This window comes from Salipiger sp. 1_MG-2023 (genome assembly GCF_030547555.1).
Classification (GTDB): Bacteria; Pseudomonadota; Alphaproteobacteria; order Rhodobacterales; family Rhodobacteraceae; genus Salipiger.
In genome coordinates, this window is sequence record NZ_JAUOQN010000030.1 from 38,671 (window position 1) to 58,783 (window position 20,113).

The window sequence follows — 20,113 nt, forward strand, 5'->3', positions numbered from 1 at the left end:
CCGGTCAAGCCCCCACGCAAGGAGACCGCCATGCCCCTGCCCCCCTCTGCCGGGATCGGCTTCAAACCGCAACATGCCGCGGCGCTGGACAATCCCGGCGCCGTGAACTGGCTGGAGATCCATGCCGAGAACTACATGGTCGAAGGCGGTCCGCGCCTCGCCCTGCTCGCGGAGATGGCGCAGCGCTTCGCGATCTCGGCGCATGGGGTCGGCCTGTCGATCGGCGGCGAAGACCCGCTGGACGGCGCGCATCTGGCCCGGCTGCGCCACCTGCTCGACTGGCTCAAGCCCGCGCAGTTTTCCGAACATCTGGCGTGGTCGTCGCATGGCGGGGCCTATTTCAACGATCTGCTGCCCCTGCCCTATACCGCAGCTACGCTGGACCGGATCTGCGCCCATGTCGATACCGTGCAGCAGGCGATCGGGCAGCGGATGCTGCTGGAAAACCCCACCAGCTACCTGCGCTTTGACGACAGCACGCTGAGCGAAACCGCCTTTCTGGCCGCCATCGTGCAGCGCACCGGCTGCGGGCTGCTGCTTGATATCGAAAACGTCTTTCTGTCGGCGCAGAACCTTGGGTTTGAAGCGCGCGGCTACCTGTCCGCCTTTCCGCTTGATGCGGTGGGCGAAATACACTTGGCGGGCCATTCCCCGGGCGAGGATGTGCTGATCGACAGCCACAGCGCCCCGGTCGGCGATCCGGTCTGGGCCTTGTATACCGATGTGATCGCACGCAGCGGCCCGTTGCCGACACTGATCGAATGGGATGCCGATCTGCCCGAGTTCGCCATCCTGCAAGCCGAGGCTGCCCGCGCTGCGCATATACTGCAAGGCGTGCCGGCATGAGCGAGCCCGCCTTCGCCGCTGCGCTGCTGTCAGACGCGCCGCCCCCGGTTGGTGCGGATCGGTTCGAGGTCTACCGCGGCTCGGTCACCGGCGCGCTGACCGCCACCCTGCGCGAGGCATTCCCGGCGGTGCGACGCCTTGTCGGCGACGCTTTCTTCGATGCCATGGCGCGCGAATTCCTGCGCGCCCACCCGCCGCGCTCGCCAATCATGGCGCTCTACGGCGACGCCCTGCCCGGCTGGCTGGCGCGCTTTGCCCCGCTGAGCGCGCTGCCATGGCTGCCCGAGGTGGCCGCCATCGAACAGGCTCGGCGCGAGGCGACCCACGCCGCCGATGCCGTCTCTCTGGATCCGGCGCGGCTTGCCGAGGCCGACCCCGATGCGCTGCGCCTTGCGCCGCACCCTTCGGTGCGGTTGCTGCGCACCCGCTATCCCGCGCTGTCGATCTGGGCGCGCAACGCCGACCGGCCCGATCTAGAGGCCGCGCCCGCAGGCGAAGTCCTGATCACTCGGCCCGCCCTGTCGCTGCAGATCGCGCCGGCCCCGAACGGCACCGCCGATACCCTCGCAGCCCTGTCGCAGGGCACCGCGCTTGGCGATGCGCTGCCACAAGGCACCGACCACGCCGCCATCCTTGCCTGCCTGTTCTCGGCGGGCGCCCTGATCGAAAGGCCAATGCCATGATTGCCCAGCTCCACCGTATCGAAACCGCGCGAATCGACGCCGCTCCCCTGATCGGGCTTTCGGCGCGACTGGTCTTTGGCGCGGTGCTTGCCGGATATTTCTGGGCCTCGGCGCGCACCAAGCTTGACGGGCTGACGCTGTCGCCAAACGCCTATGCGCAGGTGTTCCCGCGCCAGCTTGAAGCGACGGGCTATGACCCCTCGGCGCTGCCGTTTCTGGCGCATGTCATCACGGCTGCGGGCACGGCGGCGGAATTTGTCCTGCCTTTGCTGCTGCTGCTGGGGCTGTTCACAAGGCTAAGCGCGGTAGCGATGCTGGGGTTTCTGGCAGTCATGACCCTGACCGATCTTTACGGCCATGGCGTTGGCCCCGAAACAATCGGCGCGCCCTTTGATCGCGACCCCGCCGCGCCGCTCTGGGATCAGCGGCTGCTCTGGGCCTGGCTGCTGGGCGTGCTGGCGCTGAGCGGGGGCGGCGCCTTGTCGCTTGACCGGCAGTTGCCACGGCTTTGGTCAGGAAAGGCCGATATATCCGGATAAACCCCCTGTACTTGTGAAGGGACATGCCTTAAAGGGAATGATCCGGCGCCGTGCATGGCGCCCCCCGGCATCTTGCCCCCTTTTCGCTGCCCCTGGAATTCCCTGTCATGATCACTTCCTTGTCCGAGGCGCTCGCCGAGCGTGGCTTCGACACGCTCACCCCCGTTCAGGAGGCCGTGAGCAACCCCGACCTGGCCTCGTCCGACCTGCTGGTCTCGGCCCAGACCGGCTCTGGCAAGACGGTGGGCTTCGGCCTTGCCATCGCGCCGACCCTGCTGGGCGAGTCCCCCAGTTTCGGCCCCGCCGCCGAGCCGATGGCGCTGGTTATCGCGCCGACGCGCGAGCTGGCCTCGCAGGTCAAGGCCGAGCTAAGCTGGCTCTATGCGCGCACCGGCGCCTCTCTTGCCTCTTGCGTTGGCGGCATGGACGCGCGGCAGGAACGCCGCGCGCTGGAACGCGGGGCGCATATCGTCGTCGGCACGCCGGGCCGTCTGCGCGATCACATCCAGCGCGGCGCGCTCGATCTGTCGGGCATCCGCGCCGTGGTGCTCGACGAGGCGGACGAGATGCTCGATCTCGGATTCCGCGAAGACCTTGAATTCATTCTTGGCGAAGCCCCCGAAGACCGGCGCACGCTGCTGTTCTCGGCCACGGTGCCGCCGGCGATTGCCAAACTGGCCGAGACGTTTCAGCGCGATGCGCAGCGCGTCAGCACCATCAGCAACAGCAAGCAGCATTCCGACATCGAATATCTGGCGGTGCGCGTTGCCGCCCCCGATGCGGAACATGGCATCTTCAACATGCTGCGCTTTCACCATGACAAGGGCGCGATCGTGTTCGCCAACACCCGCGCGCAGGTCAACCACCTGACTGCCCGGCTGACCAATCGCGGCCTCTCGGTGGTGAGCCTGTCGGGCGAGCTGAGCCAGGACGAACGCACCCGCGCGCTGCAATCGATGCGCGACGGGCGGGCACGGGTCTGCGTTGCCACCGACGTTGCGGCGCGCGGCATCGATTTGCCGAACCTCAATCTGGTGATCCACGCCGATCTGCCGACCAACACCGAAAGCCTGCTGCACCGTTCGGGCCGGACCGGCCGCGCCGGGCGCAAGGGCATCTCGGCGCTGATCGTGCCGCCGCGCGTTGCCAAGAAGGCCGAGCGCCTGCTGAAATGGGCCAAGATCGACGCCAACTGGGTCGAGGCCCCTTCCGCCGATGCGATCCGCGCTCAGGACGAGGCCCGGCTGCTGGCCGATCCGACTTGGGATGAAGCGATCACCGCCGAAGAATCCGCCTTTGCCGCGACCCTGCTGGCGCAGCGCAGCCCCGAGGTGATCGCCGCAGCCTATCTGCGGCTGCACCAGTCGCGACAGGCCGCGCCCGAAGACCTGCTGCCTGCCGATGCCAAGCCTGAAAAACGCGCGCCGCGCGAATTCGGCCCCAGCAAGTGGATCTCGCTGTCGGTTGGCCGCGACAACCGCGCCGAGGCGCGCTGGCTGCTGCCGCTGCTGTGCCGTGCCGGCAACCTGAGCAAGGATGACATCGGTGCCATCCGCGTGCAGGAAGGCGAGACCTATGTCGAGCTGACCCAGTCGAGCGTCGATGGTTTTGTTGCCTCGCTGGGCGATGGCGGGCTGCTCGAAGATGGCATCTCGGCCCGGGTTCTGGACAGCGTGCCGGAATTTGCGCCGCAGCCGCGCCGCGATGGCCCGCGCGGTCCGCGTCAGGATGGCCCGCGTGGCCCCCGGTCCGAGGGGCCGCGTGGCCCGCGCCCGGATCGCCCCCGCAAGGATCGTGACGAGGGCGAGCGCAAGCCGCGTCCGCCGCGGGGCGACGATGCAGACCGCGCTCCGCGCCCCAAGCGCGACGACGATGCAGGCCGCGCTCCGCGCGAGCAGCGGGCTGACCGCCCCGACCGCGAAGCACGTGGCCCGCGCCCGGAGCGCAAGCCGCTGGAAACCGGCCCTGACGCCCCGCATCGCGCCCCGCGCGTCAACCACGGCGGAGCCGGAAAACCCGCGCGCCCCGGCAAGCCGGACTGGGCAGCGAAGGGCGGCCCGAAATCCGGCCCCCGCGGCCCCAAGCCCGACGGTGCGCCGCGCGCCTCTGCCAATGACACCTCGAAGCGCTTTACGCCTCCGGGCGGCAAACCCGGCGGCAAGCCCGGTCCGAAGGGCCCCGGCAAACCCGCTGGCAAGTTCGCCAAGCCCGGCGGCAAGCCGAACCGCCCCGTGGGCGGGGGCGACACGCCCCGCCGCGGCAAGCGCCCCTGATCCCAAAACGCCCCGCAGCATCGCTGCGGGGCGTTTTGCTATTGTCCTTATCTGTCCTTTCAAGACAGACGAAGCATCCGATCCGGTCACCCACCGGGGCAGGCTATGTCAGCCGGCGGGTAGATCGCCATCGGCATCACTTGCGCCAGCATCGCCGATGCACGGCGATCTTGCGCCCGGCGATTATGTGCAACTGTCTGTGCGCGACAGCAGCACCGGTGGACGCTTACCCGTCAGGCCCGCGCCGCGCGGCCCGATCTGAGCATCATTTTCATGACCGACTACGACGAGTACGTGCCCGGCACCCCGGATCAGATTCCGGGGGCCGGTCTGGTGACCAAGCCGGTCGGCAACGACATGCGGATGCGCAGGGTCTCGCAAACGACCCTGCGCGGGCGATCAGCGTTTGCGCATCGCGTCCAGAAGGGCCGCACCAAAGGCGCCGGTCTGCTCTTTGGCCGGGGGTTTTGATGCAGTGCGCATCGGTTTGCCCTTGGCCGGACCGCGCGCCGCCTGCGCCTCTTTTGCAGAGTTGCCGCCGTCCTTGCGCATGGTCAGGCCGATGCGCTTGCGCGGCACGTCGACCTCGGTCACCCGGACCTGCACCACGTCGCCCGCCTTGACCACCTCATGCGGGTCCTTGACGAAACGGTCGGCCAACTGGCTGACATGCACCAGCCCGTCCTGATGCACCCCGATATCCACGAAGGCGCCAAAGGCGGCGACATTGGTCACCGTGCCTTCCAGCCGCATGCCGGGTTTGAGATCGCGAATGTCGTCGATACCCTCGGCAAAGGTGGCGGTCTTGAAGCTGGGGCGCGGGTCGCGGCCGGGCTTTTCCAGTTCCGACAGGATGTCGCGCACTGTCGGCAGGCCGAAGCGCTCGTCAGCAAAGCTTTGGGCATCCAGCCCCGACAGCACCTTGGGATCGGCCTGAATGGCACGCAGATCGCGCCCGCAGGCCTTTACGATGCGCCGCGCCAGATCATAGGCTTCGGGGTGAACCGACGAGGCATCGAGCGGCTCCTTGCCATTGGTCACCCGCAGGAAACCGGCGCATTGTTCAAAGGCGCGCGGGCCAAGGCGCGCCACCTTCAGCAGCTCTCGGCGCGAGTTGAAGGCACCGTTGGTGTCGCGATGCAGCACGATCGCCTCGGCCAGCCCCGGCCCAAGCCCTGACACATGCGCCAGCAGCGGCGCCGACGCGGTGTTGAGATCGACGCCCACCGCGTTCACCGCATCCTCAACCACCGCTTCAAGCGATTTGGCAAGGCGGTGCTGGTCGACATCGTGCTGGTACTGGCCGACGCCGATGCTCTTGGGTTCGATCTTGACCAGTTCGGCCAGCGGATCCTGCAGGCGGCGGGCGATGGACACCGCGCCGCGCAGGCTGACATCCAGATCGGGGAATTCCCGCGCCGCCAGTTCCGAGGCGGAATAGACCGAGGCGCCCGCCTCGGAGACGATGACCTTGACCGGCTTGGCCACCGCCGCAGGCAGCATCGCCAGCGTGTCACTTACCAGCTTTTCCGTCTCGCGCGAGGCGGTGCCATTGCCGATGGCGATCAGCTCGACCCCGTGTTTCGAGATCAGGTTCAGGATCGCCATCTGCGCGCCGCGGATGTCGTTCTTGGGCTGAAACGGATAGATCGTGTCGGTCGCCAACAGCTTGCCGGTGGCATCGACCACCGCCGCCTTGACCCCGGTGCGAATGCCCGGATCAAGCCCCAGCGTCGCCCGCGCCCCAGCCGGAGCCGCCAGCAGCAGATCCTTGAGATTGCGGGCAAAGACCGCGATGGCCTCGTCCTGGGCGCGCCCGCGCAGATCGGCCAGCAGATCGAGCATCATCGACGACGACAGTTTGACCCGCCATGTCCAGCCCGCAACGCCGCGCAGCCATTTATCGCCCGGAAAGCTCGCCCCCGACAGCCCCAGCCGCGCCGCGATCATGTCGACGCAGCGATCCGCCCCGCCTTCGGGATCGGGGCCGATGTCGATCTGCACCACCTCTTCCTTCCAGGCGCGCATCATTGCCAGCGCCCGGTGCGACGGCACATTGGCCCATTTTTCGGTATGGGCGAAATAGTCGGAAAACTTGGCGCCGGCCTCTTCCTTGCCGGGCACCACGGTGGCACTCATCACTGCCTCGCGCGCGAGATAGCCGCGCAGGCTGCCCAGCAGCTCGGCGTTTTCGGCCAGCTCTTCGGTCAGGATGTCGCGCGCGCCGTTCAGCGCGTCCTTGATGGTGGTCACCGTCTCGGTGATGAAGCCCGCCGCAAGCGTTTCGGGATCGGCGCTGCGATCGCCAAGAATGGCGTCTTTCAGCGGCTCCAGCCCGTTTTCGCGGGCGATCATCGCCTTGGTGCGGCGCTTGGGCTTGTAGGGCAGGTAGATGTCCTCAAGCTGGGCCTTGGTGTCGGCCTGCGCGATCGACAGCGCCAGCGCCTCGGTCAGCTTGTCCTGCCCGGCGATGGATTTCAGGATGGCATCGCGCCGGTCGTCCATTTCGCGCAGATAGCCCAGCCGGTCGGCCAGCGTGCGCAGCTGCGTGTCATCCAGCCCGCCAGTGACTTCCTTGCGGTAGCGGGCGACGAAGGGCACGGTCGCACCCTCGTCCAGCAGTTTGACGGCGGCGGCGACCTGCGCGGGGGTGGCGCTGATCTCGGTGCCGATGGTCCGGTTGATGCGGCTGGCGCGGTCCATGTGCTGTCTCTCCTGTTGGGCGCGGAGGCTCTTCATAGCCCCCCGTGCGCAGCGGTGGAAGACCCCGCGCCGAGCGTTCCCGCCAGCCAGCCGCGCAGGGCGCCAAGTGCAGCGTCCTCGTGCCGCGTCTCGGGCCAGACCAGCCAATAGGCGCCGCGCACCGGCACCGCCTGTTTCAGCACCGGCACCAGCCGCCCTTCGGCGATCTCGATCCGGGCGAGGTAATCGGGCAGCAGCGCGATCCCAAGGCCGGAACTTGCCGCCTGAATCATCATGGAAAACTGATCCATCAGCATCCCGGGCCCGCCGGGGGCGGCGCCGCCCTGCCCGGCTGTCCAATCCTCCCAGACAGTGGGCCGCGATTCCAGCCGCAGGGTCGGCAGATCGCGCAGATCATCAAGGCTGTGTACCGGATGCTGCGCGGCAAAGGCCGGAGAGACGCAGGCGGTGATCCGCTCGTCGAACAGCTTTAGGTGTTGCGCGCCGGGCCAGTCGGGCTCGCCGAAATAGATCGCCGCGTCGAACAGCTCGGTTTCGAAATCAAAGCGCCCGATGCGAGTCGACAGATTCAGCGCCACCCCCGGATGCCGCCCGAGGAAATCCCCCAGACGCGGCCCAAGCCAGCGGGTGGCAAAGGTCGGCAGCACCGCCAGCGACAGGGTGCCACCCTCGGGGTTGGCGACCACCGCCATCGAGGCGCGCTGCACCATATCCAGCGCCCGCCCGATGTCGCGCTGATAGCTCAGCGCAGCGGCATTGGGCACAAGGCGGCGCTTTTGCCGGGTGAACAGCTCGCGCCCGAGCTGGCTTTCCAGCGCGGCGATCAGCTTGCTGACCGCGCCCTGCGTCAGGTTCAGCTCGTCCGCGGCGGCGGTGACAGAGCGATGCCGCACCACCGCATCGAAGGCCAGCAGCAGCCGCAGCGAGGGCAGAAAGCGCCGCTGTCTCATCTATTCCTCCCTGGAATGTAATGATGTGGGAATATCGCTTTTTATCGGCGCTTGCCACTGTTATTCGGGCACAAACGGAATGATCCAACGGAGCCGCACATGTCTTCCTCGTCGCACAAGGGTATCCCCTTCAACTGGTCCGACCCTTTCCTGCTGGACGACCAGCTTAGCGAAGACGAGCGGATGATTGCGGACAGCGCCCGCGCCTTTGCGCAGGACAAGCTGCTGCCCCGCGTCGAAGATGCCTATCTGAACGAGACCACCGATCCCGAGATCTTTCGCGAGATGGGCGCGGCGGGCCTGCTGGGCGTCACCGTCCCCGAGGAATACGGCTGCGCCGGGGCATCCTATACCTCATACGGGCTTGTCGCCCGCGAGGTCGAGCGGGTCGATTCCGGCTATCGTTCGATGATGTCGGTGCAATCCAGCCTCGTGATGTTCCCGATCTATGCTTACGGCTCCGAAGAGCAGCGGCAGAAATACCTGCCCAAGCTGGGCAGCGGCGAGTGGATCGGCTGTTTCGGTCTGACCGAACCGGATGCGGGCAGCGACCCGAGCGGCATGAAGACCCGCGCCATCAAGACCGAGGGCGGCTACCGCCTGATCGGCTCCAAGATGTGGATTTCCAACAGCCCCATCGCCGATGTCTTTGTGGTCTGGGCCAAATCCGAAGCGCATGACGGCAAGGTGCGCGGCTTCATCCTTGAAAAGGGCATGAAGGGCCTGAGCGCCCCGAAGATCGGCGGCAAGCTCAGCTTGCGCGCCTCGATCACCGGCGAGATCGTTCTGGACAATGTCGAGGTTGGCGAAGAGGCGCTGCTGCCCAACATTCAAGGCATGGGCGGGCCGTTCGGCTGTCTCAACCGGGCGCGGTATGGCATCAGCTGGGGTGTTCTGGGCGCGGCCGAGGATTGTTTCCACCGTGCGCGTCAGTACGGGCTGGACCGGCACCAGTTCAACCGCCCCCTTGCGGCGACGCAGCTCTACCAGAAGAAGCTGGCCGACATGATGACGGAAATCACGCTGGGCCTTCAGGCCTCGCTGCGGGTGGGCCGGCTGTTCGACGAGGGCCGCTTCGCGCCCGAGATGATCTCGATGGTCAAGCGCAACAACTGCGGCAAGGCGCTGGATATCGCGCGCATGGCCCGCGACATGCACGGCGGCAACGGCATCCAGATCGAATATCACGTGATGCGCCACGCCGCGAACCTTGAGACGGTGAACACCTACGAGGGCACCCATGACGTGCACGCGCTGATCCTTGGCCGCGCCATCACCGACATTCAGGCGTTTGGCTGACTCATGACCTCTGACGCGCCTCTCAAGGGGCTGAAAGTCATCGAGCTGGCGCGCATTCTCGCCGGTCCGTGGATCGGCCAGACGCTGGCCGATCTGGGCGCCGAGGTCATCAAGATCGAGGCGCCCGAGGGCGACGACACCCGCCGCTGGGGGCCACCGTTCATCGAGCGGCCCACCGAGCAGGGCACCGAAACCGTCGCCGCCTATTTCCACGCCGCCAACCGCGGCAAGCGGTCGGTGACCTGCGATTTCTCGAATGCGGGCGATCTTGCCGCGCTGAAAGAGATGATCGCGGGCGCCGACGTGGTGATCGAGAATTTCAAGGTTGGCGGGCTGAAGAAATTCGGCCTCGATTACGACAGCCTGTCGGCGCTGAACCCGCGCCTTGTCTATGCCTCGGTCACCGGCTTTGGGCAGGATGGGCCTCGGGCCAAGCAGCCGGGCTATGATTTCCTGATACAGGGCATGTGCGGCATCATGGATCTGACCGGCGCGCCGGACGGCGAGCCGCAAAAGGTCGGCGTGGCGTGGATCGACCTGTTCACCGGGCTTTACGGGGTGATCGGCGTGCAGGCTGCGCTGGCTGAACGCGAACGGTCGGGCAAGGGGCAGCAGGTCGATCTGTCGCTGCTGGATTGCGGCGTCGGGGTTCTGGCCAATCAGGCGGCGAATTTCCTGCTGGGCGGCGTGACACCGACGCGGCTGGGCAATGCCCATCCCAATATCGTGCCCTATCAGGTGTTTCCCTGCGCCGATGGCCACCTGATCGTGGCCTGCGGCAACGACCGGCAATTCGCCGCGCTTTGCGCCATGCTCGGGCTGGAGGGCCTCGCCAAGGATCCGCGCTTTGCCACCAACCCGGCGCGGGTTGCGCATCGCGACACGCTGTGCCCGATGCTCGAAGCCGCCATGGCAGGGCGCCCCAAGGCCGATCTGATCGCCGCGCTGGAGGCTGCGGGCGTTCCCGGCGGGCCGATCAACACCGTGGCCGAGGCGCTGAGCGAGCCCCAGATCGAGGCCCGCGCCCTGCGCATCGCCCCCGAGGGCATCGCCGGGCTGCGCACCCCGATCGGCTTTTCGCGCAGCGATCTGGTGCTGGACCGCGCCGCACCGGCGCTCGGGCCGAAAGTCTCGGCCGACTAAGCCTCTCGGCGCAGGGTTTTCTTGCGCCGGGGCATTCACATTCCCCCCCATCTGCCCCATCTGTCCCTTGACGCGACCGAACGGAAAGGCCGACCACAGGTGCAGAAACTAGACTTGCCGGAACGGCCCGATTGGCGCGACAAGGCCGAAGAGCTGGGCTTTACCTTTGCCGACATGCACGGCGAGCCCTATTGGGAGGAAAGCTCGGCCTATGCCTTCGGCCTTGCCGAGATCGAAGAGCAGATCGAAGACCCCTGCACCGAGTTGCACGGCATGTGCCGCGAGGCGGTGGCGCGGGTTCTGCAATCCGAAGAACTGCTCGACCGGCTGAACATTCCCGCAGAGCACCGCGATTACATCGCGCAAAGCTGGCAGGACGGCGAACCCGAGCTTTATGGGCGGTTCGATCTGGCCTATGGCGGCGACGGACCGGCCAAGCTGCTGGAATACAACGCCGATACCCCGACATCGCTTTACGAGACGGCCGCGTTTCAGTGGCAATGGTTCGAAGACAATCAGGCGCTTGGCGTGCTGCGCGCCGATGACGACCAGTTCAACGGCGTGCACGAAGCGCTGGTTGCCCGCTTTGCCGAGATCTTCCCGCAAGGCGAAAACCTTCACTTTACCGCCGCCGCAGGCGCGCCCGAAGACTATGCCACCGTCGAGGCGCTGGCCTGGGCCGCCCGCGAGGCGGGGATGGGCGCGCATTACACCGATCTGCAAAAGATCGCCATCAGCGACGAGGGCCAGTTTCTCGACGACGAGGACCGGGTGATCGGCACGCTGTTCAAGCTCTACCCGTGGGAAGACCTGCTGCGCGACGATTACGCAGAGCACCTCGCCACATCGCAATGCCGCATGATCGAGCCGCCGTGGAAGGCGATCCTGTCCAACAAGGGCATCCTGCCGGTGCTCTGGGAGATGTTCGAGGGCCACCCCAACCTGCTGCCCGCCTTCTTCGAAGCGGATCTGGCCGCCGGGTCCGCGCTGATCGACCGGGCCCTGGTGCCGATGCAGCGCCATGTTCTCAAGCCGCTGTTTTCGCGCGAGGGCGCATCGGTGACCATCGTCGAGAACGGCAAAACCACCGAGACCGCCAAATCCAGCGATTACGACGCCCATCCGCGCATCGCGCAGGCCTATCAGCCGCTGCCGGTGTTCGGCGGGTTCCGTCCGGTGATCGGCGCATGGGTCGTCGGCGAGACCTGCTGCGCCATCGGCATCCGCGAGGATCAAAGCCGCATCACGCAGGACCTGTCCCGTTTCAAACCGCATTTCATCCGCGACTGAGGATTTCCCCGATGACCAAACGCTCTCGCACCGCAGCCCTTGCCATCGTCGGCGCCGCCTCGTTCGCCCTTGCGGGCTGCCGCGAGGAACAGGTCGACGCGCGCGCCTTTCCTGACGTGAACAGCTGTCAGGCGGCGGTGGGCCCTGACAGCCTGTTCTCCGCGCAGGATTGCACCGATGCCTTTGATGAGGCGCAACAGCTGCACGCCGAGACCGCGCCGCGCTACGACAGCCTTGAGGTCTGCGAGGAACAATACGGCGAGGGCAACTGCGGCTCCGAGGCGCAGGCGACGAGCGGTGGATCGGGCAGCATCTTCATGCCGCTGATCGCCGGCATGTTGCTGGGCAACATGCTGGGCGGGCGCGGCGTCGGGGCGCAGCCGATGTATCGCAACAGCGATGGGCGCTTCACCACGCCGGGCGGCGGGACCAGCTATGCCAACAACACCGGCAAGGCCAAGATCGGCGCGCAGGCGTTTGCCAAGGCCCCCACGACGATTGGCAAACCGCCGATGACCCGCGCCACCGCCACCACGCGCGGCGGCTTTGGCTCGACCGGCGGGCAACGCGGCTTCGGCACCTGACGCCAGCCTGTGAACGGCCCGCTCCGGCGCGCGTAGACTCGCAGGGCCGATCCTGCCCGCCCCCTGCCCCGGCCCTGCACCGGGCAAGGATCGACCGACTGCCCGGCACCATCTTCGACCTTCTTGCAAGACTGAAAGCCCCCATGACCGACCCCTGCCCCTCTGGCGCCGCGCTGTCCGAAGCCGAGGCGTTTCTGGCGACCCATCCCGACGTTCAGGCCATCGACATCCTGCTGCACGATTCCAACGGCATCGGGCGCGGCAAGATCATCCGGCGCCACGAGCTGGAATCGCTGTACCGCAGCGGGCGACACCTGCCGATCTCGATCCTCGGGCTGGATGTGGTGGGCGAGGACGTGCATGAAACCGGCCTGATCTGGGATGCGGGCGATGGCGATCTGCGGGCATGGCCGGTGCCCGGATCGCTGGTGCGCCAGCATGGCACCGACCCCGCCCGCGCCGAGCTGCTGCTGTCGCAATACCACCTCGATGGCACGCCGATGCTGTCCGATCCGCGCCACGCGCTGACCCGGCAGGTGGCGGCAATGGCGCAACTCGATCTGCACCCGACCGCCGCCTTCGAGCTGGAATTCTTCCTGCTCGATCCTGAACGCGATGCGCAGGGCCGCGTGCAGCCGGCCCGCGATGTGCTCGACGGGCGCCGCTCGACCCGCACCGAGGTCTATTCCGTCGACCAGTTGATCGGCATGCAGCCGCTGCTTGATGACATCTACGCCGGGGCGGCGCTGGCCGGGATCACCGCCGAAACGGTGATCTCTGAATACGCGCCCGGCCAGTACGAGCTGACACTTCGTCACCGTGACGATATCCTGCAAGCCGCCGACGATCTGGTACGGCTCAAGCGGATCGTGCGGGCGCAAGCGCGCCGCCGCGGCGTGGTCGCCTGTTTCATGGCGAAACCGCTTGCCGATTTCGCCGGGTCGGGGATGCACCTGCATGTCAGCCTGCGCGATGGCACCGGAAGCAACGCCATGGCCGAAGCCGAGGGCGCGCCCTTTGCCGACACGCTGCGCCATGCCATCGGCGGCACGCTGGCCACCATGGCCGAGTCGATGCTGGTCTTTGCACCGCACGCCAACAGCTGGCGGCGCTTTGCCGATCAAAGCTACGCGCCGGTCTCGCCGGTCTGGGGGGTCAACAACCGCTCGGTCGCGGTGCGGGTTCCGGTCGGAGAACGGCGGGCGCGGCGGCTGGAACATCGCCCCGCAGGGGTCGACGCGAACCCCTATCTGGTCGCAGCGACGGTGCTGGCCGCAATGCGCAAGGGCATCACCGAGCGCATCGACCCCGGCCCCGAAACCACCGGCAACGCCTATGCCTCTGAGGCGGGGGCGCAGATCCCGCGCGACTGGAACGCCGCCATCGCCGCCGCCAGCGCATCGGCGTTCCTGAAAGACGCACTTGGCACCGAGATGCACCGGACATTCACCGCCGTGAAGGCCGCCGAATACGCCCGCGTCGCCCGCACCATTCCGGATGTGGATTTCGAGCTGTATCTGCACCGGGTGTGATCCGGGCTTTTTCGGCACTTCGAGCGTCTTGCTGACCGGGCAGACGCCATTTCAGACAGGATGCTTCGCATGTCCATGCCGTCAGGGCTGTCCGCCTTTCCGATCACCCCCGCCGATGCGGATGGCCGCGTCGATCTGGCCGCGCTTGGCCGGATCATCGATCGGCTTGTCGCCGCTCAGGTCGGTTCGATCGGGGTGCTGGGAAGCACCGGCATCTACATGTACCTCAGCCGCGATGAACGCCGCCGCGCCGTCGAGGCGGCGCAGGATCGCTGCGGCGCGATCCCGCTGGTGGTTGGTATCGGCGCGCTGCGCACCGATGAGGCGATCGACCTTGCCCAGGACGCAAGGGCCATGGGCGCGGCGGCCGGGCTGCTGTCGGCGGTGTCCTACGCGCCGCTGAGCCAAGACGAGGTGTATGAGCATTTCTCTGCCGTGGCCAAGGCCAGCGGGCTGCCAATCTGCATTTACGACAACCCCGGCACCACGCATTTCAGCTTTTCCCCGGATCTCGTCGCCCGTCTGTCGCGGGTGCCGGGCATCGTCGGGATCAAGAACCCCCCGCCGCCCGATGGCCAGATGGCGCACCACCTTGCCAGCCAGCGCAGCGCCACCTCGCCCGGTTTTAGCATCGGCTACAGCGGTGACTGGTGCTGCCCCGAAGCGATGATCGCCGGGGCGGATACGTGGTATAGCGTGCTGGGCGGGATCTTTCCGCGCATCTGCGTCGCGCTGAGCCGCGCGGCGCAGGCAGGCGATGCCGTTCAAGCCCGACGGCTCGATGCGGCGCTCGCCCCGGTCTGGGAGGTCTTTCGCAGCCACAGCAGCCTGCGCGCGGTCTACGAGATCGCCCGCCAGATGGGCCTGACCACCGCCGAGCCGCCGCGCCCGATCCTGCCCCTTGGTGCCGAGGGGCGGCGCGACATCGCACAGATGCTACGCAGCCTTCCCCCGGATATCTGCGGCTGAATGCGCAAGTTTGTTTTGTCCGGTCACGATCCGGGCAATACTGCCCGCGCCAGACCGGTTTGGAGAGCAAGATGCAGCCGTCGCAAGAACATGACGCACAAACCGTGACCGCGCGCATCGACGCCTTCGTGCGTGCCAACTTCCGCCTTGCCGGAACCCTGCGCCTGCACCGCGCGGCGCTTGGCTGGGATCTGCTGCGCGCCCCGCTGAACGTGATGCTGGCGCCACTACACCTGCTGGTCATGCTGATGGGGCTTTGCGCGCGCATGGTGGGGCTGCACCGGCTGGGGCGCTGGCTGGCCAGTCGGCAACTGTTGATGAAGACCGCCGTCGCGCGCGAGCTTGAACTGCGGCTGCTGGGTGATCTGCTGCAAGGCGCGCCGCTCAGCCCGCAGGGGCTGGCGCGGCTCGACGCCTATTGCGCCGTGCGCTCTGCCATTGCCGAGATCACCACCTCGCTCTTCGTGCTTTGCGCCGGGCTGGCGCTGTTCGGCAGCGCCACGCCGGGCATCATGTCGCTGGCCCCAAGGGTGTCGGATTATTTCGGCCACGCCAGCGCGGTTGCAGCCTTCCCGCTTGGGGCGGGGTTGGGGGGCCTGTGGTACGGCGTGTTCCCGGTCGCGCTTCCGGTGTGGTTCGTGATCGCCACCGGGGTTGCGTTGGCGATGACCGGCGCACTGGTGACCACCTTCGCCGGAATCATCGCCGATCCGGTGCAGGCGCTCGTCGGCATTCACCGCCGACGGCTGGCGCGTTTGCTCGAGGCGCTTGCGAGAATCGACGGTAACGCCGCGGGCATCGCCCCAGAGCATATTCTGGCAAGGCTGGCAGACCTGACCGACGCCGGCATCAGTCTCGTGAGACTGCTAAGATCGTGACCACCGCCCGAGCTGGGCCTAGCTTAGCGCATTCCGTCGGCACCGGGACGCAGCGCCCCGGCCAGCGCCGCCGCCAGCAGCGCACAGCAGCCGACAAGCGCGAAAGACACCCGCAACGAGGTCAGCTGCGCGATAAAGCCAATGGCCGGCGGGCCGAGAAGCATGGCGCCATAGCCCAGCGTCGCCACCGACGCGATGGCCTGCCCCGGCGGGATCTGCGGATCGTTGGCCGCCCGGCTGAACGCCATCGGCGTCATCGCCGCCAGCCCCATGCCGATCAGCACAAAGCCAAGCACTGCAAGCGATAGCTGCGTGGTCAATGCGCACAGACCATAGCCCGCTGCCGCCAGAGCACCGCCGATGCGCGCAACCCGAACCGGCCCGATGCGCAGGATCACCCTGTCGATGGTCAGACGCATCGCCACCATCGTCATCGAAAACGCGGCATAGCCCAGCGTCGCGCGGCTGTCGGCTGCGCCAAGCACATCTCGCAGGAACACCGCGCTCCAGTCGACCGCGGCGCCCTCCCCCAACCCGGCGGCCATGGCGATCAGCCCCACCAGCACAAGGGCTCCGCGCGGCAGGGAAAACATCTGCCCTCCGCCCTGTGCCCGCCGGATCGGCGACACCCAAGGCAAACGCAGGAATGGCCCAAGCACGCCCCCGGTGATCAGTGCCGCAAGGCAGAAATGCAGCGCCACGCCCAGCCCGGCGGTGGTCGCGACATAGCCGCCAGCGACCCCAAGACCCGCGCCAAGGCTCCACATGGCGTGAAACGATGACATGACGCTGCGCCCGAGGTGACGTTCGACCTCGCTTCCCCAGCTGTTCATCGTGACATCCATCGCCCCGTGGCACATGCCAAAGACAAACAGCGCGACGGTCAGCGCCAGCGGCGACCACGACAGCCCGACCAGCAGGATGCTCAGCAGATAGACCACTGCGAGCCAGCGCGTCACCAGCGCGGCTCCGAAATGATCCGACAGCCGACCGGCCAGCGGGAACGACAGCAGCGCGCCGCCGCCCATGAACAGCAGCAGGATGCCAAGGCCGCGCTCGTCCAGACCGAGCCGGTCGACAAAGGCCGGGATGCGCCCGGCCCAGCTGCCCAGCAACACGCCGTTGAGCGCAAAGGCGGCGGCAACGGCGCGCCAAGGGGTGTTCAGTTGCACCATGATCGGCCCCGGATGTCTGCCCGGCTAGGGCAGCGTGCAATCGGATTGAAAGGCAACAGGCGGGCCGCGTTCAGGCACATGGCGCAGAAAATTCCGCGAGGCGCATCGCCTTGCGTCTGCCGCGAAGACTGCGGGTCAGATGCAATTCTCCGATGCCGGCCTTGCGGATCATGCCGCGCAGATATCCGGTTGGCGAGGAAACCTCTCCTCGACAGAACTTTTCGAAGATCAACGCCAGGGCAGCGGTTGCGGTGCCTGACCTGCCCCCTGCTGGTCCCTCGTTCATAATGAGAGTCTGCAGGTTGGATTGGGGTATTCTGGTTCCCCGTCTGGCGCAAGCGCGCCGGGCGCGGAGCTCTCAAATTGCTCAAGCGCTCGGCGCGCTTGCTGCGGCGTCTGGTTGGCCAGTGACGAGTGTGGCCTGACCGTATTGTAGTCGTAGCGCCAGAGGGCCAGCTTACGGCGAGCGTCGTCCAGGCTGTCGAATATCTCCTCGTTCAGCAACTCGTCCCGCAGGCTGCCGTTGAAGCTTTCGATGAAAGCGTTTTGCTGCGGCTTACCCGGATCAATGTAGTGCCACGGCACCTCGTTCTCGTCGGCCCATTTCAGGATGGCACGACTGGTGAACTCGGTCCCGTTGTCGCTGACAATGCAGCCGGGCTTGCCGTAGACCCGGATAAAGGCGCAGAGCTCCCGGGCAACCCGTGTGCCGGAGAGGCTCGTGTCCGCGACAAGACTTAGGCATTCCCGGGTACAGTCGTCGATTACCGCCAAGATCCGGAACTTCCGCGAGGCGCCGAAGCTGTCGGACACGAAGTCCAAGGACCAGCGCGCATTGGGTTGTCCCGCGACCGGCATCGGCGTCCTCGTCCCACGTGCGCGTTTCCGGCCACGCCGCCGCTTCACGGACAGCCCTTCTTCGCGATAGATCCTGTAGAGCGCTCCGCCGGGAAAACGATCCCCCGGATCGTTTCCTGATCCGGCTCCGATGTGATGCATGCTCATGCCCTTGCGCTCCAGCAGCACGCCGATCCGGCCTCTCTCGGGACATTGCTGCGCAATACCCTGCCGGGCAGTGGGATAGCCGAACCGTCGTCCATTGGGCTCGAACCAATGGCGCCTTCAATGGACGACCGCTTGGCGGCAATCTCCTGCATCTCCTTGCGGATATCGGCACAGTCCCCCTCTCACACATGCTTCGCATGTGTTGCCGGGCAGCGGGACGGGCGTTCACGCCGGACTGTCTTGGGGTCGACACCCCCTATCATGGTTTGCAGGCAAACCACTGCCGGGCAGCGGACCAGCCGACAGGCCCGGCGCTGCGAGATGTCATGATCCCGCATCACCCGGAGCGCCGCGTCTCGCCGCTTGATCAATGTCGTCAGGGTCGGCCTTGCCCTCGAACCGATGGCGGGCTGGCGGCCTCCATTCCCACCAGGTCCTTTAGGACGACGTTGTCCAGCATGGTGTCTGCCAGCAGGCGCTTCAGCTTGGCGTTCTCATCTTCCAGCGCCCTCAGCCTGGCCGCCTCGGACACTTCCATACCGCCATACCTGGCCTTGAGCTTGTAGAAAGTGGCAGTGCTCAGGCCGTGCCTGCGGCACACCTCAGCGGTCGGCATCCCGGCCTCCTGTTCCTTGATCATCCCGATGATCTGGTACGGGGCTTACGCGGCCCCACTGGGGCCACGGTCCCCTTAACCGGTGAAACGGCTCTTTCGCATGTGTCTGCTCCTTCAGAGTTGGCGCAGACTCTACATCACGGTGAGGGATTTCGCGGGGGGGCAGGTCGTGCCCAGCCGGTCCTGTGCGCTGTTCCATGCCTCGGCGGTGATGCCGATCATCGGGTGCAGCTGGCCGGCAACGCGGTGCAGATCTGGCCAGCTGTGAAGCGGGCCGCCAACGGTGTGCGCCCATGCGGTAAAGTCCTTGCAGCATTCCAGAACGGTTTGGGGATCGGGGCTGTCTGGCCTTGGCGTCTCTGCCGTTGCGGCTTGCTGATTTTCAACAGCCGGTTCTCTTACAAGATTATGTTGATTGGTAGGTTGTATGTGAGGGCCGAAACCGGACCCCACGGAGGTCATATCGGGGCTTTGTTGCGCAAAGGCCGAGTGGGGGATTCATCTCGTGAATCCAGCGTGGTAGCTGTGCCGCATGAGCAGACCGATCCCGCCAAGCTGCAAGACCAGGAACTGGCCATCCTACAACGAAGCGCTGAAGCAGCGTGGCTCCCTGACCATCTGGTTCGATCCGGACATGGCTTGGGTGCCTCCGCCGACCGGTAAGCGAGGCAGGCAGCCGCAGTATAGTGATGTCGCGATCCAGACCTGCCTGACGATGAAAGTTCTCTTCGGCATGGCCCTCAGGTAGACCACGGGCTTCGTCGAGAGTCTGCTGCGGCTGCTCGGGCTTGACTGGACGGTGCCGGATTTCAGCACGCTAAGCCGGCGCCAGAAGACATTGGCCGTGACCATTCCCTACCGGGGCTAGCAAGGGCCGCTGAACTTGCTGATCCCCTCTCGGGACATTTCTTCGAAATGCCCTGCCGGGCAGCGGACAGCACCGGCATCAAGGCGGAGGGCGAAGGCGAATGGCACGCCCGCAAGCATGGTGGCGCAAAACGTCGTCTATGGCGCAAGATCCACATTGGCATCGACGAACAGACGCTGGAGATCCGAGCCATTGAGATCACCGGGAGCAACATCGGCGACGCCCCCATGCTGCCTGAACTGCTCAGCCAGAACCCCGCGGATCTAGAGATAGGCTCGGTCACTGCAGACGGGGCCTATGACACACGCCGGTGTCATGACGCAGTCGCCGACCGAGGCGCTCATGCCGTCATACCGCCACGCAAGAACGCCAGGCCTTGGAAGCCATCGAGCGCCGGTGCGATCGCGCGCAACGAAGCATTGCGCGCCTCGAAATACCTCGGTCGCGCCATCTGGCGAAAATGGAGCGGTTACCACCGCCGAAGCCGCGTTGAGACGAAACCTCTCGGGACATCGCTGCGCGATACCCTGCCAGTCAGCGAATGCATTGCGTGAAACTGCTGGGGCAGAGCCTGATGGCACGCGATTTCGATCGTCAGGTCGCAGAACTCCAGGCCCGTGCCGCCGTTCTGAACGGCTACACCGCGCTCGGCATCCCATGCCACCGAGTCCATGGGATAAGTGCGTCCGGGGAAAGCATCTGTCTTGGAAAACAAGACTAAAGTTCCCGCGAATGGCAGCTACTGGGTTTTACGGCGGCG

Annotated in this window: 16 protein-coding genes and 2 pseudogenes; 12 read left to right on the plus strand and 6 right to left on the minus strand. The window is 66.5% G+C overall.

All coding sequences use genetic code 11. From position 1 onward, the window contains the following. The first annotated feature begins 30 nt into the window (after positions 1–30). The 4 genes from Q4543_RS14685 (at position 31) to Q4543_RS14700 (ending at position 4,341) form a co-directional block, all read left to right on the plus strand. Positions 31–846 carry a DUF692 domain-containing protein gene (locus tag Q4543_RS14685; protein WP_303439285.1) on the plus strand — a complete coding sequence of 272 codons (816 nt, stop codon included), beginning with the start codon at positions 31–33 and terminating at the stop codon, positions 844–846. Next, positions 843–1,529, plus strand: coding sequence for a DNA-binding domain-containing protein (locus Q4543_RS14690; RefSeq protein ID WP_303439287.1), 687 nt, complete (start codon positions 843–845; stop codon positions 1,527–1,529). Before Q4543_RS14685 ends, Q4543_RS14690 begins: the two co-directional genes overlap by 4 nt. Then, positions 1,526–2,068, plus strand: a complete 543-nt coding sequence (locus Q4543_RS14695) for a DoxX family membrane protein (protein WP_303439289.1) — start codon at positions 1,526–1,528, stop codon at positions 2,066–2,068. Before Q4543_RS14690 ends, Q4543_RS14695 begins: the two co-directional genes overlap by 4 nt. Before the next feature lie 107 nt (positions 2,069–2,175). After that, complete coding sequence (locus tag Q4543_RS14700) at positions 2,176–4,341, plus strand: DEAD/DEAH box helicase (RefSeq protein WP_303439291.1); 2,166 nt, start codon at positions 2,176–2,178, stop codon at positions 4,339–4,341. A gap of 399 nt (positions 4,342–4,740) precedes the next feature. Here Q4543_RS14700 and Q4543_RS14705 read toward each other — a convergent pair whose 3' ends face one another. Both Q4543_RS14705 and Q4543_RS14710 read right to left on the minus strand, forming a co-directional pair. After that, positions 4,741–7,044 carry a Tex family protein gene (locus tag Q4543_RS14705; protein WP_303439293.1) on the minus strand — a complete coding sequence of 768 codons (2,304 nt, stop codon included), beginning with the start codon at positions 7,042–7,044 and terminating at the stop codon, positions 4,741–4,743. Positions 7,045–7,076: 32 nt separating this feature from the next. After that, on the minus strand, positions 7,077–7,994 hold the full coding sequence (locus tag Q4543_RS14710; protein ID WP_303439294.1) for a LysR family transcriptional regulator: 918 nt from the start codon (positions 7,992–7,994) through the stop codon (positions 7,077–7,079). Positions 7,995–8,093: 99 nt separating this feature from the next. Here Q4543_RS14710 and Q4543_RS14715 point away from each other — a divergent pair, with 99 nt between their 5' ends. The 7 genes from Q4543_RS14715 (at position 8,094) to Q4543_RS14745 (ending at position 15,689) form a co-directional block, all read left to right on the plus strand. Beyond that, complete coding sequence (locus Q4543_RS14715; RefSeq protein ID WP_303439295.1) at positions 8,094–9,293, plus strand: acyl-CoA dehydrogenase; 1,200 nt, start codon at positions 8,094–8,096, stop codon at positions 9,291–9,293. A gap of 3 nt (positions 9,294–9,296) precedes the next feature. Then, positions 9,297–10,436, plus strand: coding sequence for a CaiB/BaiF CoA-transferase family protein (locus Q4543_RS14720; protein ID WP_303439296.1), 1,140 nt, complete (start codon positions 9,297–9,299; stop codon positions 10,434–10,436). A 99-nt stretch (positions 10,437–10,535) separates the two neighbouring features. Continuing rightward, positions 10,536–11,726 (plus strand): glutathionylspermidine synthase family protein, encoded by a 1,191-nt coding sequence (locus Q4543_RS14725; RefSeq protein WP_303439298.1) that lies wholly within the window; start codon positions 10,536–10,538, stop codon positions 11,724–11,726. Between the two features lie 11 nt (positions 11,727–11,737). Continuing rightward, positions 11,738–12,310 (plus strand): DUF1190 domain-containing protein, encoded by a 573-nt coding sequence (locus Q4543_RS14730; RefSeq protein WP_303439300.1) that lies wholly within the window; start codon positions 11,738–11,740, stop codon positions 12,308–12,310. A 143-nt stretch (positions 12,311–12,453) separates the two neighbouring features. Beyond that, a complete protein-coding gene (locus Q4543_RS14735; RefSeq protein ID WP_303439302.1) occupies positions 12,454–13,842 on the plus strand; it encodes a glutamine synthetase family protein in 1,389 nt (462 codons plus the stop codon). A 69-nt stretch (positions 13,843–13,911) separates the two neighbouring features. Then, positions 13,912–14,811, plus strand: a complete 900-nt coding sequence (locus tag Q4543_RS14740) for a dihydrodipicolinate synthase family protein (protein ID WP_303439304.1) — start codon at positions 13,912–13,914, stop codon at positions 14,809–14,811. 71 nt (positions 14,812–14,882) lie between these two features. After that, the gene (locus tag Q4543_RS14745; RefSeq protein WP_303439306.1) at positions 14,883–15,689 is read left to right on the plus strand and encodes a DUF6635 family protein; all 807 of its coding nucleotides are present in this window, start codon (positions 14,883–14,885) and stop codon (positions 15,687–15,689) included. Between the two features lie 23 nt (positions 15,690–15,712). Here the strand turns inward: Q4543_RS14745 and Q4543_RS14750 are convergent, their stop codons facing one another. The 4 genes and pseudogenes from Q4543_RS14750 to repC (Q4543_RS14765) form a co-directional block, all read right to left on the minus strand. Further along, positions 15,713–16,864 carry an MFS transporter gene (locus Q4543_RS14750; protein ID WP_303439307.1) on the minus strand — a complete coding sequence of 384 codons (1,152 nt, stop codon included), beginning with the start codon at positions 16,862–16,864 and terminating at the stop codon, positions 15,713–15,715. 70 nt (positions 16,865–16,934) lie between these two features. Further along, positions 16,935–17,150, minus strand: coding sequence for a replication initiation protein RepC (gene repC, locus Q4543_RS14755; protein WP_303439309.1), 216 nt, complete (start codon positions 17,148–17,150; stop codon positions 16,935–16,937). After that, positions 17,147–18,509 (minus strand): annotated as a pseudogene (locus tag Q4543_RS14760) (IS3 family transposase). The gene repC (Q4543_RS14755) and the pseudogene Q4543_RS14760 overlap by 4 nt, the downstream one beginning before the upstream one ends. Before the next feature lie 108 nt (positions 18,510–18,617). Further along, positions 18,618–18,947, minus strand: a complete 330-nt coding sequence (gene repC, locus Q4543_RS14765; protein ID WP_303439311.1) for a replication initiation protein RepC — start codon at positions 18,945–18,947, stop codon at positions 18,618–18,620. 70 nt (positions 18,948–19,017) lie between these two features. On the opposite strand from repC (Q4543_RS14765), the pseudogene Q4543_RS14770 reads away from it, so the two are divergent. Further along, a pseudogene (locus Q4543_RS14770) lies at positions 19,018–20,074 on the plus strand (IS5 family transposase). Positions 20,075–20,113: the final 39 nt, after the last annotated feature.